17 protein-coding genes are annotated in these 17,183 nt (G+C 36.5%); 4 read left to right on the forward strand and 13 right to left on the reverse strand.

From position 1 onward, the window contains the following. Positions 1-37: 37 nt before the first annotated feature. The 4 genes from P397_RS0100360 to P397_RS16960 all read right to left on the reverse strand — a co-directional run bounded on the left by P397_RS0100360 (position 38) and on the right by P397_RS16960 (position 3,295). A complete protein-coding gene (locus tag P397_RS0100360) occupies positions 38-772 on the reverse strand; it encodes a hypothetical protein (protein ID WP_028105269.1) in 735 nt (244 codons plus the stop codon). A 41-nt stretch (positions 773-813) separates the two neighbouring features. Then, the gene (locus tag P397_RS0100365; RefSeq protein ID WP_028105270.1) at positions 814-1,785 is read right to left on the reverse strand and encodes a LacI family DNA-binding transcriptional regulator; all 972 of its coding nucleotides are present in this window, start codon (positions 1,783-1,785) and stop codon (positions 814-816) included. Positions 1,786-1,802: 17 nt separating this feature from the next. Next, positions 1,803-2,339 carry a YczE/YyaS/YitT family protein gene (locus P397_RS0100370; protein WP_028105271.1) on the reverse strand — a complete coding sequence of 179 codons (537 nt, stop codon included), beginning with the start codon at positions 2,337-2,339 and terminating at the stop codon, positions 1,803-1,805. Positions 2,340-2,404: 65 nt separating this feature from the next. Next, the gene (locus P397_RS16960; protein WP_051523829.1) at positions 2,405-3,295 is read right to left on the reverse strand and encodes a Cof-type HAD-IIB family hydrolase; all 891 of its coding nucleotides are present in this window, start codon (positions 3,293-3,295) and stop codon (positions 2,405-2,407) included. 478 nt (positions 3,296-3,773) lie between these two features. On the opposite strand from P397_RS16960, the gene P397_RS0100385 reads away from it, so the two are divergent. The 3 genes from P397_RS0100385 (at position 3,774) to P397_RS0100395 (ending at position 7,052) form a co-directional block, all read left to right on the forward strand. Next, positions 3,774-5,078, forward strand: coding sequence for an amidohydrolase family protein (locus P397_RS0100385; protein WP_028105272.1), 1,305 nt, complete (start codon positions 3,774-3,776; stop codon positions 5,076-5,078). A gap of 99 nt (positions 5,079-5,177) precedes the next feature. Next, positions 5,178-6,101 (forward strand): FRG domain-containing protein, encoded by a 924-nt coding sequence (locus P397_RS0100390; RefSeq protein WP_051523831.1) that lies wholly within the window; start codon positions 5,178-5,180, stop codon positions 6,099-6,101. A 252-nt stretch (positions 6,102-6,353) separates the two neighbouring features. Further along, a complete protein-coding gene (locus P397_RS0100395) occupies positions 6,354-7,052 on the forward strand; it encodes a hypothetical protein (RefSeq protein WP_152539577.1) in 699 nt (232 codons plus the stop codon). Positions 7,053-7,172: 120 nt separating this feature from the next. Here the strand turns inward: P397_RS0100395 and P397_RS18150 are convergent, their stop codons facing one another. Next, positions 7,173-7,259, reverse strand: a complete 87-nt coding sequence (locus tag P397_RS18150; protein ID WP_407636690.1) for an IS3 family transposase — start codon at positions 7,257-7,259, stop codon at positions 7,173-7,175. A 723-nt stretch (positions 7,260-7,982) separates the two neighbouring features. On the opposite strand from P397_RS18150, the gene P397_RS0100400 reads away from it, so the two are divergent. Continuing rightward, entirely contained in the window at positions 7,983-8,738 is a 756-nt protein-coding gene (locus P397_RS0100400) for a hypothetical protein (protein ID WP_028105275.1), read from the forward strand. 161 nt (positions 8,739-8,899) lie between these two features. On the opposite strand, the gene P397_RS0100405 is transcribed toward P397_RS0100400, so the two are convergent. From P397_RS0100405 to P397_RS0100440, 8 genes are all read right to left on the reverse strand, one after another. Continuing rightward, on the reverse strand, positions 8,900-9,250 hold the full coding sequence (locus tag P397_RS0100405; protein ID WP_028105276.1) for a hypothetical protein: 351 nt from the start codon (positions 9,248-9,250) through the stop codon (positions 8,900-8,902). 31 nt (positions 9,251-9,281) lie between these two features. Further along, complete coding sequence (locus P397_RS0100410) at positions 9,282-9,773, reverse strand: DUF6036 family nucleotidyltransferase (protein WP_064506624.1); 492 nt, start codon at positions 9,771-9,773, stop codon at positions 9,282-9,284. Positions 9,774-9,815: 42 nt separating this feature from the next. Further along, positions 9,816-10,622 carry a hypothetical protein gene (locus P397_RS0100415; RefSeq protein ID WP_028105278.1) on the reverse strand — a complete coding sequence of 269 codons (807 nt, stop codon included), beginning with the start codon at positions 10,620-10,622 and terminating at the stop codon, positions 9,816-9,818. Next, positions 10,619-11,395, reverse strand: a complete 777-nt coding sequence (locus P397_RS0100420) for a ParA family protein (RefSeq protein ID WP_028105279.1) — start codon at positions 11,393-11,395, stop codon at positions 10,619-10,621. The genes P397_RS0100415 and P397_RS0100420 overlap by 4 nt, the downstream gene beginning before the upstream one ends. Continuing rightward, positions 11,392-12,084, reverse strand: coding sequence for a DUF3102 domain-containing protein (locus P397_RS0100425; protein ID WP_028105280.1), 693 nt, complete (start codon positions 12,082-12,084; stop codon positions 11,392-11,394). The genes P397_RS0100420 and P397_RS0100425 overlap by 4 nt, the downstream gene beginning before the upstream one ends. After that, positions 12,068-12,856 (reverse strand): ParA family protein, encoded by a 789-nt coding sequence (locus P397_RS0100430; protein ID WP_028105281.1) that lies wholly within the window; start codon positions 12,854-12,856, stop codon positions 12,068-12,070. Before P397_RS0100430 ends, P397_RS0100425 begins: the two co-directional genes overlap by 17 nt. Before the next feature lie 648 nt (positions 12,857-13,504). Continuing rightward, the gene (locus tag P397_RS0100435; protein WP_028105282.1) at positions 13,505-14,581 is read right to left on the reverse strand and encodes a hypothetical protein; all 1,077 of its coding nucleotides are present in this window, start codon (positions 14,579-14,581) and stop codon (positions 13,505-13,507) included. A gap of 1,090 nt (positions 14,582-15,671) precedes the next feature. Further along, positions 15,672-17,105 (reverse strand): hypothetical protein, encoded by a 1,434-nt coding sequence (locus P397_RS0100440; RefSeq protein WP_028105283.1) that lies wholly within the window; start codon positions 17,103-17,105, stop codon positions 15,672-15,674. Positions 17,106-17,183 lie beyond the last annotated feature (78 nt).

Below are 17,183 nucleotides of genomic sequence, written 5' to 3' on the forward strand. Positions count from 1 at the left end.
ATACTATCGCTTACTCATACATACGCTTATTTGTAGATTAACTTAATTGATTCGTCTCAGTTAGATTTAACACATTTTCATCCTCAATCTCGACTAGTAATTTTTCTCCTTCTGGTTTTCTTTCATCCCCCTCGTCTAGAACCACATTATTAGCGATATCTGTTGAACGATCATCTAGCCACTCTATCTGAATTTGTTTTAAAAAATTAATAAGCGTTGAAACATTGTCTGCATACAGATTAAAGAAGGGTTCACACATTTTCAATATCGCATGAAGTACAAATACTGCAATAAAATAGATGACAAAATAAACAATTAATTCTTTATTCGTTATTTGAACTTTGTTCGAAATAATAGAAATCAAGGTTACACCAATAACTACAAACGGAAGAGCTACACCCATTTGCTTTCGATTACTGTCCCTTTCTTCTACTAGCGATTTAATAAGTACATCAAGTTGAGCGCTATTGATGATATTTATGTTGTTCAGAAATGCTTTTAATGATTTTTTATATTCTTCATCATCATTTACAAAGAATTCTGTTTCCCTCTCTAAATAGTTAAAGTGACGATACATACCTATAGCAACCAGTGCGGGAATGAGCCAGAGAATGGCTAATGAGAATTGTTTATTCAATAGCGGTACAAAGATAACACTTAAAAGAAAGGCTACTATCCAAGAGACACTAATTGCAAATTCTTTTGTTTTAAATCTTTCTTTAATTGGTTTTGGTTTATAGGTATTCTTATGGAATATAATCAATTTCCGCACTATTTATATCTCCTTAAAAATCAAATTTTAATAATAAGTATTTAGGTAGATTGCCGGGATATTAACTGGAGGGGTAATGTATTTCCCACATTTTTGTGTTGACCATTGATCAAACTATCTATCGTTTTAATCACTTCAATCCCCAATTGATGAATCGGTTGGTCAATCGTCGTGATACCCATTGCTTCGGAAATCGATTGATTATCAAATCCAGTAACGGCAAGATCTTCAGGAACTTTTACATTTAGTAGTTTAGCTTGATGAATGATTCCTGCTGCGACATAGTCATTTCCTACCACAATAGCTCTTGGAAGAGCTGAGAGACCGTACAAGTCATTCATAACGGCTCTACCATCTTCAAAACTATACTTCTTCTCAAAGTACCATTCCTTGAGATGAATAATCTTACTTTTATCAACAAATTCATAAAATGCATTTTTTCGACTTTTTCCGACACCACTATCTGGATTTCCTAAACAGAGGGCTATCTTCTCATAACTTCTTTCAATTAAATGGTTCATTATTAATTCAATGCCGTTTGAATGATCGATATAAACCTGACTATGACTACCTTCAGACCATTCACAAGATACGATGGGACCATGTCTATTCACTTCTGCTAAAAACTCTGCCGAGCTTACAGTAGAGGCAATGACCAGGCCATCTATTTGTTTATAACGCAATTGATCAAATGATACTTTTTCTTTTTCAAAATCATTATTTGTTGGAGTGACAAGTAATGATAAATTTAAACGAGAACAAGCTTCCCCCATTCCACTGATTAGGTTATTAAAAAACGGATGATTGATCTGTGGGACCATTACACCGATGATGTTCGTCTTCCCTTTTGATAGGTTAATCGCATTTCGATTAGGAACATAATCTAGTGAACGAATCGCTTCTAAAACGGCTTCTTTTTTTTGTACAGTTACATATGGATGATCATTTAAAACTCGTGATACCGTAGAGCGCGATACTTTAGCCTGTCGCGCAATTTCTGTTATGTTTGCCATTCGCTTTCCTTTCGATATCAGTATTTTGGTATTTTTATCATATCAAAGAAGCGTGATGCCACATTGATCAAAACACCTAAAAGACATACAACAACTAAGGTTCCGACACCAATCGGTCCATTTAATAAAAAGGCAATTAAAAATGCTAGACCTTCTCCGCAAGTCTTAGTCAGTGCAAGGCTCCAACCAGTCCGTTTACTCAATTCAATCATAAATTCATCATTTGGCACGGCAGGTAAAGAAGAGCGAATATAAAATGCGATCCCGCAACTTAATACCAATAGTCCGGTGATAAATAAAAACCATCCTGTAATCTTATTGTTTGAATCCATCCCATCTGCGAATAAGAAGTTTATCCCATCAATTAATAAACCTATTATGATAATGGGTATGAAGCCTAGAAGATTCGGCATTCCTTGTTTAATAAATCCATTTATTATAATGAGGATACTCCCTACTGCAAATACCCAAAATCCAATACTCATACCCAAATGTTTCTCTAACGCGACGTTAAGAGCATCCCAAGGCGCTATTCCAATTCTGGCTTGAATCATTAGAACAACACCGAATGAAAGTGTCAGTAGACCCCCCAGGTACATAATCCATTTTCTTTTTCGATTCATATATTTACTCGCTTCAGACGTTCAATTAAATTCGAAGGATAGTCATTTAGAGCATTCGCCACACCATTGTGATTATGATCTAGTGTTTCATAAGTAGCTATATTTTTTATGGATTCATCAGCATTCTTCATTGCTATGCTACTTCCCGCTACTTGGAACATAGATAAATCATTTTGATTGTCACCAATTGCAATCGTATCTCGTAGTTCAATTTCGTAGTCAGATGTCACTTTCTTTAGTGCTTCTCCTTTACTTATACCTGCTGACATAACTTCTAAATTATATGCACCCGAGCTAGAGATCGAACAAGAATTAATCATAGATAGTCTTCGCTCTACTTTTTTTAAAAGACTTTGATTTGGGGATACAATCATAAATTTTATAACTTTTGATAAATCATTTTTAGTAATTAAATCGATAGGATGCACACCATATTGTTCTAATTGTGCTTGAATCGAATGGATAAATGTATCATAGCTAAAAGATCGGTTTAGTACTTTCTCATTTGTCGCCCTCGAAAGTAAAGTATCAGTTGCATCTGACTCCAGAAGAATTTTGTCTTCCAAATAAACTTGTATGTACAACTCTTCCTCATTTAAATAACGAAATATTTTTTCACTTGTCTGCGGATCAATTGATGTACTACTTCTAATTGAATTTTCGTTTACCTTATATTGAAGCTCAGCTCCATTTGAAGCGATTATAGGACAACCATGTATGTGATGCTTCCGTAAAATATTTTGTGCATCAAAAGAAGCTCTTCCTGTAGCAATGAGAATAATATCTCCATCTTTTTGCCTTTTCTTAATTGCTGAAACATTTTCTGCTGAAATCGTATGATCAGATTTTAAGAGAGTACCATCTAAATCAATCGCAAATAACTTCATATTTTTCCTCCACCTAGATTAATTTTCTATCTGATTTTATCTTAATCTCTGAAACGCGTTTCAGAGCAACAACTAAAAAAACTATTGACCTGAAATGCATTTCATAAATTATGGTAAGTCTAACACTGGTAAGCGTAACGGAGACGGCGTCATTACCAGTGGTTTCCTAAGGGAGGTGAATTTCTTTGTTGAGCACTGAGGAATTAGAGGTTTTTAAATGGTTAAACGAAAAAAAAGCTCCTCTTAAGATTAGGATGGAGGTCCTGAAGGCCTTTGAGCTTAACCAATTGCTAATAGAGTTTGATAAAAGAATTATGAACTATGAAAAGATTTTAAATTCCAAAAAATAATTATTTTTTGGAATTTTTTCTTTTTTTCTGTTGACCTGGGACACGTTTCATATCTTATTCTTCGATAGTACTCATTGAAGAAATTTGATTTGTACAAAAAGAGATTAGATTCACTAGGAGGAGTCACTATGTCAAATATAAAATTTAATAGTCCATCGCTTCTTGAAGTCGATGCTACCATGCATCTGGCCAAAATACAGTTCGAAAACGGTAACTGGAAACGTTATGAAATTCTTGGAGAAGGACAATATAAGAAATCAGGTTCATATCTCGTCCCCTCATTACCTGTAGAATTCCATTGTCATGGAATCGGCGATTACGATTTTAGTAATCTTGACGAGCTAGATTTGGAAAGAGTCAACGTACTGGCTGAAGAAGAAGGCATTTACTGTGTGCCCTCTATCTTTCTACCGCACCATCAACTTGATTTGTTTATTTTGATGATGAATGATTTCGCGGTGAAGAAGTCAAACGGAAAACTTTCAAATATTTTAGGTATTTCATTAGAAGGTCCGCTTCTGGCTAGTTTTGCTGGAACTCCCGCTAAAGGAAACTGGGCTCCAACCAAAGAAGAGTGGTCAATGATTGCTTCATGTGGAAATTTAGGATTAATTTATACAGTCCTCTCTCCAGATACGATGACCAAAGATTCTTATCTTAAGGAGCAAATTACTGATGACCATCCTTCCATCGAATGGATTGTTAAGACTCTCGTCGAAAACGGCATTAAACCTGCGTTAGGACATTTTCAAAAGAATGATCCTATCCATACTTCTGAATTAATCAAGCAGGTCATTAAAATTGCTAAAGATACAAATAGATTTATGGACTCTACACCAGTCATTACAGACCATCTGTTCAATGACATGCCTTTAAACTTTAAGCATACGTGGAGAACATCGGAAGAGAGAAAAGTCAGATTGCAAGAGTTATACGAATCAGAAATCCAAGGTTGGTCGCTCGATAATATTTGTGAGAAAGTGGGTCAGGTTCCGGGAACACTAATCAAAGCTGCGGCTGCAGGTGACATCACTATTTGTATGAATTTCGACAGTGAACATGTTGATTTAGAAATCGTCCGCAAAGTAGTCGAGTTGATCGGTACTAGCAATATCATCGCGATGACTGATCGCATCGATACAGATGTCATGTGTGGACAGGAACTGAAGAAAAACGGGGAAAACAATCTATGGTATCAAGGAAAAGGATATGTGGCTGCAGGATCTTACACGATTGATCGACTCATGCATAATATTCGATCGATTGGTTTTAACGAATCAGACATTTGGAATTTAACGTCGTTTACACCTCTTCGTGAAGCACACCACTTAAACCAACTAAAGTCTCAAGAAATCGTACCGTTCAGTTTTGTCGATGAGACTAAAACCAGAACTCACCTTACGACTACTAATCCAGATTTACTATTTATTTAATTTTTTAAAATAAATAGTAAATTAACAAGGTGATTTTCATTCCAGTATTGAATTGTACTGAGTTAAAATCAAAATACATATCTTTAAAGGAGATAAATCATGAGTGATATCTTTATAAAGCATACCGCTACTACGATTAACGAGTACCTTCATGTAATTAAACAGATAAATAAGCCTTTCCAAGAGAATGGTGAAGAATTATGGTATCGAGGTCAAGGGAATGCATCTTGGCGTTTATCACCAGTAGGAGTAAGAAATATGAAGCCTTATCTCAATAGCAGAGGCTATAAAATAGATTCTCAAAGTACTACTTATGGTGATACTTATGTTGGACCAAGCTTATCTAACATGTTAAGTGAATTCAAAAGAAGATCGCTTCCATTTTTAAATGAACGTCCTACAAATGAGTTCGAATGGATGTTTCTCGCACAGCACTATCACTTACCTACAAAATTGTTAGACTGGACACTTAATCCGTTAATTGCCCTCTACTTTGCTTTAGGCAAAAGTACTGATAAACGAAAATCAGAAAAAAATATTGATAACGCATTGAAAGAATACGAAAGAAATGAACTCACTGATGAAGGTGTTGCTATTTTTGTAATTAATCCAGCTGAAATTAATCTTATTTTTCATGATATACCTCATCCAATCGATATTGCGGCTTCACCTAATACATGGAAAGGTTACAGTGAGACCTCAGACAATCAAGAATTTGGACCAATATGTGTTTTAGGTAATTATTTAGAGGATCGAATTCGAGCACAGTCAGGTAACTTTACTCTCCATGGTTCTAATATCTGGTCACTGGATTATTATGAAATACTTCAGCAAAAAATCCAGAAAATTTTTATACCTTATGGATGCATTGATGAAATAAGAGAAGACTTATCTAATTTAGGTATAAATGAATCATTTATATATCCTGGTTTAGATACCTTATCTTATGAAATACGGAAGAAAGAAGAACTTCGATTCTCATCTTCTTATGTAAAAGAAATGGAAGTAGAGACTGATTTTTAATAGATTAGTCAATATGATTACGGGGATTAGAATGTTGAATGCGGAAAATAGATTCAGAGACCTCATCCAATATTCTAATTTTATACCTTGTAATGAAATGCTATTTCTATCTAACTAAAAATTAGACCTTTTCATAGTATTGACCTTTTTACCTTTTTAAATATAAGTTTTCTACTGTAAGAAATATTATCATAAAATAAAGGAGCATTTTTTATTTTTTAATAATATTTTTCTTGAGGGATGTGTTTTAATTTGAATAAAAAAATTACTGAGCATGAGGCTTTAACGATCTTTTTTCTGTCATCGCTTAGTTATTTAATTGTATACTTTTTTCAGTGGGGGAAATTTTATTATTACTCCATACCAATTTCTTTTATAGAAATTAATTCGAATATTTTACTAAGTTCATTAGTGATTCTAAGTATTATTTCAATTTTAGTTTTATTTTATTTAGAATTATTAAAAGAAATAATTTTAGTACCACTCAAAAATCGATTTACTACCAATGTTATTCATGAATTCAAAAAAAAAATCAGAGTTTATTCATTTCTATATATTATTATAGTTGCGTTTTTATTTGAATATTTCGATTTTTTTATAGTTGTTCTAATTTCATTTTTATTATTTACAGTTTATTATTATCTTGCGGAAAAAAAACAAATTGCTTTTGTTACTTTAGTTATCTTTATACTCTCATTATTTTTTACAATAGGATTCTTGTTTGAAAAAATTCAAACAAATAAATTAGTAATTCAAGACTTATCTTCTAATACTAGCTATGTTGTTTTACATTTAGATAATAGTAAAGCTCTCATTTCTAAAGTCGATTTAAAGACTAAAACCTTTTCTTCACAGTTTCAACTTATAAAAATTGACTCTGATAAATTAAATAACTTTACTTTAGAACTAAAAAAAATTAATGGTCTAACGATAAAAGAATCCAATAATTGAGTCTTTGTCTTAAAGAAATCTATCCAAATCAACCAACACTACCGAGTATACAAGATTGAGTTATTATATTTAAACTGAGCCCTAGAGTTTGGACAGTTTAATAACAGCACTTTCATAGTTTTAAGCTACTATGAGATGACTTCGGTATTGTACCGGATTCATCTTTTGTAGTTTCCATTGTCTTCGTTCGATATTGTAACAGTCAATTTATCCATCGACTATGGTACAGACTTCATCGAGGTCAAATGCTAATTTATAATCGACATAATCTTTCAAGTGCCCAAAGAACGATTCCATAGGCGCATTGTCGAGGTAGTTTCCTCTAAGGACATAGATTGAAGCATGGCCATCTCAAATATGCGTATTTGATAAGCAGAATGCGTATAACGGAATCTTTGATTGGAATGAATCATGGCTTCTAGATGTATATTCCACGTCTCTCATTCAAGAGTCCTTCTTCTAATTAAATGCGATATGTCTTCCACCATCGTTTCAACGCTTCGTTCGTTGTTTACTTACCGATCATGGCTAGATCAAAGCTGCTTTCTTCAAAGATTTGTATCGGTCGTTTACCAGCTAAATTCTCACCTACAGCGTGAACTTTGAATTCTCCTTTGTATGAATCGTAAGATCTGGTACTGAGGCTACGTGAAGATTCGTTTCAAGTTGTCTAATTTAATCTGGATTGAAGGTACGTTTGCTCATAAATAGTTCTTCCGTTTACATTAAGTAGTTTCATTATATCGATATCTTTAAACACAAAAAAACCTCGAATGGAGTTTTTTATCAAGTTTCCACCATTCGGGGTTCAGTTAATACTTATCGATATTAAGTATTATTAGAAATACAAAACAATTCTAAATTACATATCTTTAATCTCCGTGTGAGATATAATTGAAGAAATATATTTGTATTAAGAGAGGTATGCATATGTCATCCCAAGAAATGAAAAATAAATCTTTCCGTTTATCTGAAGAAGTAACGGACAAAATTGGTGAATTATTAAAAGGACGTCAAATTACGACTAATCAACTATTTGAAGAGTTTATTGTATTAGCGGAGCAAAAAGTAATCGACCCAAAACTGAGTGAAGAAGATGCTGTTTTAGAATCTTCGCTCAAGCAAATTACTCTTCTTTTTCAAGAACGAGCTGCACGTCTTGAAAAGTTTCAATATGAAAATCAGCGGATTCAATCGCGTCATTTAGAAGCGGTAACACATTTAGAAGCAGACGTCGCAAAGACAAAAGAAGCTTTGGAAATAGAGTACATGGAAAAAACGTCTTTCCATCAGCAAGAAATCGATGAATTACAAGATAAACTTGAAAAAGTCGAAGTTGCTTTGGCACAATCAAAGGAGCAAAGAGAACGTTTTGAAGTGACGAAAAAAGAAGAGATAACATCTATAAAGCGGGAAGTCTTTCATATGGAAGGTACAATTACAAAATTAGAAGAAGAACGTGATCAATTGTATCGACAAAATAAAACATTAGCTGATATGGTGGACGAGTTTAAAACACGAAGTCACCGAGCAGAGCAACTTGAAGAAGAAAATCGTAAATTATTGTTAGATCTAGCCATTACTCAACGCGATCAAGAGGCCTTTGAACGGCGACTTCAAGAACAAGTAGAATTAGCTGTTTTACGAGAGCGGACGCAACAATATTCTAAAAACGAAAATGACTAATTTTTATACTACGCCTAATTCCTCAACGGACCGTTTTACCTGGCTTCTCTGTTTTACAACACACAAAAAGGGATCTTACATTCTTATTGGAATGAATACGATCCCTTTTTTGTATGATTTTACTTCGTTTAATCATTGCTTAGGATTTAACAGAAGATGCATTAAGACTTAATGAGTAACCCAAAAGCTTTAAATCGATTACGTTTTTCTTCTAGTTTTACTTTCATGTCTACTGAAAATGCGCCCTCCGGCGAATTATAAGCACACCGTGCTGCCATACTCATCATTTTAGCTACGTCTTCTAGTTGATCTTCATGCATCTGTAACTGAGCATTTTTAACATAGTGACGGGCAGTTTCACGATCACGTAAAGATTCAGGTGCCGTAACATGCCGACTTAAATCTAGCGCCTTTTGAACGGTCTGTTGACGGTAACTCGAACTGCCTACTTGCAGACGATTCAATTCGTTTGTCAGTTCTTCTCGGAACCGTGCATATTTTTCACCGGTCATGTGTCACCCTCCTCCCAAATAGTTTTACTAACTATATACCCTTTTCCTGAAAAATTCGACTCAAGTCATGCACATTACAAAATGGATCGTTCCAGGTCATGTTTGATTTGTACTCTTCGACAAGCTCAAGTGGCTTACTTTTATCACACAACTCCAACAAATTCGTACTTTCAAGGTCTTCTAAATCTTTCTGTCTAGAAGAAAAGATTTTAGTACACGCTAAGAGTTCGATATCTGGTACATAGACTTCAATCGCTTCAAATAGCCCTTCAATCTTGTTTCGGAAATCATTTTCCTGAAAATCTTCCCGTGGCGGAAACTGAATAACACCTTCGACAATTTCAATTTCATACTCCTGAAGCGCAGCCTTAAGTTCTTGTGTCACTGTTCCTTCCGTTATTCGAATATCAATGTCTCGTGTAGGTCGATACATCGTTTTCTTATTCATCAATTCAATAAATATGAGTATTCCTAAGGCGCTTACGATAACGATTTCATGCGAAATTGATGATTTAGCAATCATCGTCATACATACTATCTATTTCATCTTTCAGAGTCACTTCGTTTAATTTGTCTTTAAATAGGCTTGAAGAGCACGACGAATAATTTCATCTTCTGATACCTGCTCTTTGCGCGCAGCTTGTGTTAGCCCAATAAATAACGGATCTGTTAAGTCTGGAAAGCGGATTTGTACTTTCATTGGCTTTACGGGTTTCACTTCGGCCTCAAGCGTACGTTGTTCTTGACGTTCAATCAACATCCGCTTCACTTCACGCAATTGTTCACGTGTCATCTCATATACCGTCAATTCTCCGTTTTGTGTCGGATATTTCCGCTCTTCTAGTAAAGCTAACTTTGGATCTTCTGGCCAAGTTAACAATTCTGCTAGCTTAGAGGCACTAAAATCAACATCGATCACTTTCTGAAGAATCTTCTCTCCAAAAACATTCCAAAAGGATACGTATCGACTGACTTGAGAACGTGTTTGTCCAATTTTAGTTAAGAAATCTGTCCAGCTTCCTTGCTCTGCTTTAAACTGAGCTCTTGTTTCTTCACTATGGAATAAAGCATTTGCATGAGCTAAGATTCGACATTTTTCAACAAAGCTGGTCGCTTGGATGGTATCAATGTGATTATAATACTGAACCAGTCCATCGACATCTTGTGGGAGCCGTTTTGTTAAAATACGCGATAGACCAGTTGCCGGAAGGGATTGATAGGGATTCGAGATCGCAGGTGCTGCAAATTTTTTAACAGCCTCTATTTGTTCATCACGTAAGGATTCCGTTGCACTATCGTTAACTGACGGTTCTGTTACCGTTCCTTGAAAGCTCTTGAACGTGGGCTGCCCCTTTTTACGACTTCGACTCATAAGGCACGTACCTCCTCTGCTAACTGTAAATAGGCATCGGTTGCCGGACTTTTATGATCAATGACTGGACGGGATTCACGTTGGAGCGACTGAATCTTTAAAATGTATGGGATTGTAGTTAAAACAGGAATTCCAACCTCTTGCCCTAATTCATTCAGTTCTTCCACCGTCGTCACGTCTCCTTTCGAACGTGCGCTCACCATGGTTGGAATAAAAGCAGCGATATGGATATCTGCTTTGTACCGTTTCATTTCCTCTAATTCCTCAGGAGCGGTATAAACAGCATCCATCGAAAACTTCTGCATTTGAACCGGCATAATAATTCGGTCCTGTGCGACAAGTGCGCAACGCGCATATGGATTTAATGCAGAGGTGGATCCTGGACAATCGATCAAACAAATATCAAAGAACTCTTCTAAACGAGCGAGCTCTTCGCTTAAGCGATACTCATACCCTAATTGACTCGTCAGTCCTGTTGGGGATGCTGAGCGACGTGTAGGTACTAAATGAATCGTACCGTTCTCATATTCACACGTGACAATGACTTGTTCAATCGGCACATAGAAAGGATCATGTTCTTCCATTAAACAATCGAGAAGTACTTTTCCGTCGTAGTCATCTGTCAATCCAAGACCGTTTGTTGTTGAAGCCTGATCATCTGCATCGATGACGAGGACACGTAGTCCTTGTCGTGCGTACACATGGGCAAGGTTAATCGTCGTCGTCGATTTCCCGACGCCTCCCTTACGATTGTATAATGCGATTTTCTTCACTGTTCTTCCTCCCCTTCTAGCCTATTCGTATTCTGATCATTTTCCAAAATGTCACGGCTGATCGTGTCTTCTATAATGTTTGAGAGGTACTCACTAATGCTGAGTCCTTTCGCACTCGCCATCATCTGAATACGTTCAGACGTTTCTGTTGGCACTCGCGCTGAGACAACCGTCGATGCCACTTCTTTCTGTCGAAAAGCACGGACTTTTACACCAGATGTACTAGAACGATTGGCACGAATCTCTCGAACTGTTGCTTGCTCAATGGGCTTACGTCCATCTTCTACAGGAAGACCATGTAGCACAACATCTTCCGGATCCTCGACATACATCAATTCAAAGATCTTTGAAGCCGGTAATGTACCAAGTGACTCTTCAAATGGTTGTAATGTGTCATAGGCCTTAACGTAGCGTGAGGCAAGCGAATTGGAGAAGCTGATGACATCTAAAAAGTTTCGCCATTCTTGCTTATCATGCATTTCCGATCGGGCGATTGAAAGACGTTTTCCAATTTCAAAGACTGAGATGGTTTGGACCTTCGCTAGCTCTTTAATCTCAACCGCAAGATTTTCAAGATCACGTGAGACCGGTAACTTTTGCACAACAGATCCGATATCGGTTAAACCACTCCGGTAAGGATGTTGCTCTTGCGGCTTCACTTTATGAATCTGTTTATTCCGTGCCTTCATTTTGATTGCCTCCGGTCATGTGACGTGCAAGTTCTCGAAATGGTAGCGCAAGTTCTAGTCCTTCCTTTGACTTGTATTGAAGAACACTTTTTCCATTGTCTGCTGCTTTCTCAATAAAGGCAGCACGGCGAACGGCCGGAAGAACGGCAAGACTCTCCGCATGTGCTAACTGATTCATCGCCTCTGCATATTCCCGATCCCCCTTTAGTCCTAAATCGATGGCAACTGGCATAATACCGGTTAAATCGAGATCAGCATTATAGAACTTTTTCACCTGACGAATGGTACGAATGGTACTACCTAATTGATCGAATACCAGCTTCTTTGGCATAAAGGGTACGACTACATGATCCGCACACGACAGGACCACTTTTGACAGTTCATTGATAGAAGGCACTGAGTCCAAGATAATCCAGTCAAATTCCTCTGCAAGTGGAGCAAGCATATCTTTCAACAAGAAGATCTTGTCTTGTTCCGAGATCAAATTGATGAGTCGTGCATTCCGTTCATTTGAAGGGAGAAGACTAATATTATGTTTTTCATCATCAAATAACACGTCTTCAATAGCAAGACCTTTTGCATGGACATCATACAGTGTCATGTATTGGATGGTATCTGATTCCTTGAGCATCAATTTGCTGAGAGAACCTTGTGGATCAAGGTCCACTAGTAACGTCCGGTAACCGAGCTCTCCTAAGGCATGTCCCATATTTAAGGAGCATGTGGTTTTGCCTGAACCGCCTTTTGAGATGTAAAACGTTAATATATTCATAATTTCTCCCCTTTCCTTTTTCATCATCACATAAGAGATCATGAAAAACAATTATTTTATCGGTAATCTAACAATATTTAAATAAAAATCATGTATACATTAATTTTTATAGTATACATTTCGACGTCGAAATGTATACAGATTTTGAATTGTAAAATCTATTTTTCTCCTGATCTGTCTTCTATAGAATCAACGATTCGTTGGGACCTTGCAGGTCGAATAAAAATAATAGTGATACTGAACAGATTATTAGTATTTAATACATTTTGAGAGATTAAAGGAGTTAAAAAAGAATTAAAAAGAATTGGAAAAAGCAAAGGGCACGAGATCCCTTTGATACCAACGATTTCGAAACAAAATATGTATTTGAAAAGAGACAAAAGAATTAGGAGAAGTTCTTAAATGTTTGCTTTTTTAGTATTTAAAAAATGATTAAATTCAACCTTTTTTGTTTATAAGTAAAATTTATTTGATTTATATTAACTAAAATTTGTTTTTTTTCCAAAAAGGTATAGCACATTTAAGATTGAACTTTTAAGCTCTTTAAAAAGACATTTTTATCTTTTTCACACGGTAAATGAGTAGGTTGTATCGATAAACTGCTTGTTTTCACACGATATTTCAAAAAAGAGCACGACAAATAGACCATCATGCGATGGCCGATTTTTTAGAACGCTGCTGAAGACGTTCATTGAGATATAAAATTGGAGATTCAAAGAAAAGACGGTACACGTCTGTATCTTGAAGACCTTCTCCATAGCGATGGAAGTCGTTTCGAATCGTTCGTAAGACTTCACCACAGGCCGAGAAGCCATAGGTATCGCTAAGGGACTGGAGAGAAGACACAGGTACTTCAAGTGCATCAAAATCAACGAAGTCACGCGCAATCTCTCGAAGATCAAACCATCCGATCAATGTATCAGCACGTTCAGCTTCTTTGATGCGCTTGCTATTCACTTGATCTTCAAGTTTCACGTGAAACATAAGAGGACGAGAAACAGTATGTATGCGTTTCTGTAAAGAGAGATTTTCTTTCACAGCACTGAGGAAATCCTTCGTATTTTCAACCAGCTGCACACGGAAGAGACGTGAAAGTTGATCGAGCATGCCTTTGACGGCAAGACGATGGCCACAATAGCGTGGCAGGAACCCTTTCACTTCATCATAGGTAAGTGTGGCTTGTTTCTGAGATTGGACATGGATATCCCGTTCTACCTGAACCAATGCACGTAGCGCAACACGTAAAATATTGACGTGTTCGATTTCCATCAGGTGACGAACCATTTCACACCAGACAGACGTATAGCCGGTTTTTGACTGGTAGGTACCAGCTTCCTCAAAGAGGTCACGATAGTTTGCAAGGTAGTCAATCAGCTCGATCGAGATGACCCCAGAGAAGTGGACAGAATACCGCAGCAGTCCTACTTCTTCAAAGAGGCGTAGGTTATCATGGAGTGAACGAACAGAAGTATGGGCATATTCTGCTAATTGCGAGCTCTCAATTAGCGAGAGCATCCCTTTGTCGTCACAGTGAGTCAAAAGTGTGATGAGATGACGGATCCGTGATTTTGTCCATTTCAAAGCTAAAAACGGCCCTGGGATATTATAATGGTGCTTTTCATACATAAAACCTTCTTGTCGTTTTGTCCATCGCGTGAGACCGCTCATCGCAATGAGTACTTTATTGGCAATTAACACGTGACGATTCTCATGGTTGAATGACATACCTACACCTCCTCTACTCTGAACTATTACACCTAGTATCCTGTTCAAAAGAACAACTGTCAAAATGTAACTACGGTACGGTAAGCAGCGACCAAAACGCTAAAAACGTTGGTGTGAAGCCGTTTTCAGAGCCAAAAAACATGTCGTTTCGGTACGGTCAAAAACGACCAAAATCTAAAGAATCGCATAGTAGCGCCGTAGAAGTACTTTTTAGCTCTATAATTTTTAAAGGTAATGAAGCAAAAGTGTCATTTCAGTACGGTATTTGACGACCAATTGGTTAAAAGTGTTGTTTCAGTACGGTATTTAACGACCAGTATAGTGAAAAGTGCTGTTTCAGTACGGGATCTGGCGACCAACACACAAAAAAAGAGCTTTAAAAATTTTTATTAAAAAAGTACTTTTTTTAATAAATGTTGTTTCAGTAAGGGATTTGGCGACCATTTCAATTAAAATGTTGTTTCGGTACGGAACTTAGCGACCAATATAATTAGTATGTCGTTTCAGTACGGTCTAAAACGACCAAAAGCTATTAAAGTGTTGATAAAATTACGATTATAGTATGGAAAGGGGCAACTAAAAATGAAAATTGGTCGCTTTACGACATGATTCGACATTTTGATCAGTCTTTAATTTGTAGTTAAACAAATGTTCAGATGCACTATGTTAAAGACGTAGACGGTACAATTGATTCAATAAGAACATATGTTCTTATTGTGAAAACGACTATTTTGAAAATGATCAATTTGTTTTCTGTTTATCATTATTATTTGGTATATATGCATGGATATTCAACTACATGAAGCTAGTCAATATAGCTCTAAAAAATACTTAGGTAATTTCCTCTTTCAGATCGTCAACCAACTACTATCGTATAAGTAGTCAAAAGATCAGAGGAATGAAGTCTTATTACTTTAAGAATGAATAAGTACATTTAAAATAGCCTGACAAAAGTTTGTAGCATATTTAAGTCGACATTAATAAATAAGCAACAAGAAAAGCGTTCAAGATAAAAATCTCGTACGCTTTTCTTGTTTATTCGTATATATGTTTTTCAATACACTTACTCTTAAATACAATTAACACATGCTTAAAGTAGAAGTGCATTACTCCGATCATGGTGTTCCCAGCGTTCTAACGGATGGAAGTACAAGAAGTAGAAATCTCCAGATCGATGCCAGTCTCGAATTATGAAATCAAGTTCTTTAATGCGATCTAAGTTTAGTTCCAGCTCTTTCAAATTCTCCGCCTTCCGACTTTTATTAAATCGGATAGAATGAGTGAACTGACGCCAATGGCGTTTTGCTGGCATTTCTTCATTCAGTTGGTAAGAACTTAACCGTTCTTTTTGAAGAACAAAGGATAAATGATAAGCAAAAGTCCCCTTTAATCGCTCAATTTGTTCCCCGTAGATACTAATGATCTGTTGTTTCAATAGATCATCATAGACTTCTTCCGAAACAGTGACAGTGATTTGAGTATCCCGTTTAACAGAAGAAGCTCCGCTAATTTTGACAGAAGAGAAGAGACCAAAGATTGAAAGATCGCCTTCTTCACTTCTAACTGCAACACGATAATAGCCGAGCTTTACCAGACGCTGTGTTGTAAGTGTGTAGCTTTTGCCACTGTCGTTTCCATAAATCTTTTTGACGAGTTTCGAGATCGGAAAAACAATTTTTCGACTAGTCTGGAAGGTTACATCTCGATAAGACAGAATCTCATTAAGTGCCTCAAAATCGCGTGCGTCAAGATCTGGTACATTTCCCTCGAGCTCGGCAATGAATTCGTTACTTACAAGAACAGATAAATTAGTCGGTACACCTTGTTTGTATTTAGGTACAACAGCGGAATAGTCATGTAGATCGAGGGATAAATCACTCAACATGCTTTCACCCTGACTGAATTTTTCTGTCATATTCTTCATACGATCAGCGATTCCGAAAAACGGTACAGTAATTGAAGTAGAAGTAGCAACATGCGCTTTTGGTTGCGCTCGTTGCAATTCCTTCGCAACTTCTCCAATTACCATTAAAATATCCGTTCGCATCGTCGTAGTTTGTTGATTTTTCGTTTTTTGTCTCCAATGCGGATAGGTATGAATGAGTAAATTATTATTCTCGGCCCATTCTTCAAGCTCTTGTATATGTTCCTGCATTAATTTCTCAACACTATCAGCAGAGAACTTTCGCTGAAAGCCTTCTTTCCCGGCAATGTCCCAGTACTCAAGATACATCTTATAAAGACCACGTAATTCTTTCATCGGCCCTTTATTCTCAAGATAGTTTTTAACAGCTGCACGAACCCAGCGCCGTTTCAGTTTCTTAAATGAGTAATAACGAAGTTTTGTATAGACATCTTCTTCGTTCTGAAACTCATAGTACTCTTCATAGAGTTGATTTACATACGCTTCGACGTCGATGATATCGATGGAGATCAGTTGTTCTGTAACATCGTTCTCGAGCAATGTCTTCGCTGCTTGAGATACAACAAGTTGTCTATGTTGGACGGATGAGGTAGAGTCCATAATGCATCGCCCCCTTAATTCAATACAATAAGCATAGCATGTATTGTTAAATGTGAGGAGACTTGATAAAAAGTGTGC

Origin of the sequence: Exiguobacterium undae DSM 14481, assembly GCF_000620805.1 — a bacterium.
Lineage (GTDB): Bacteria > Bacillota > Bacilli > Exiguobacteriales > Exiguobacteriaceae > Exiguobacterium_A > Exiguobacterium_A undae.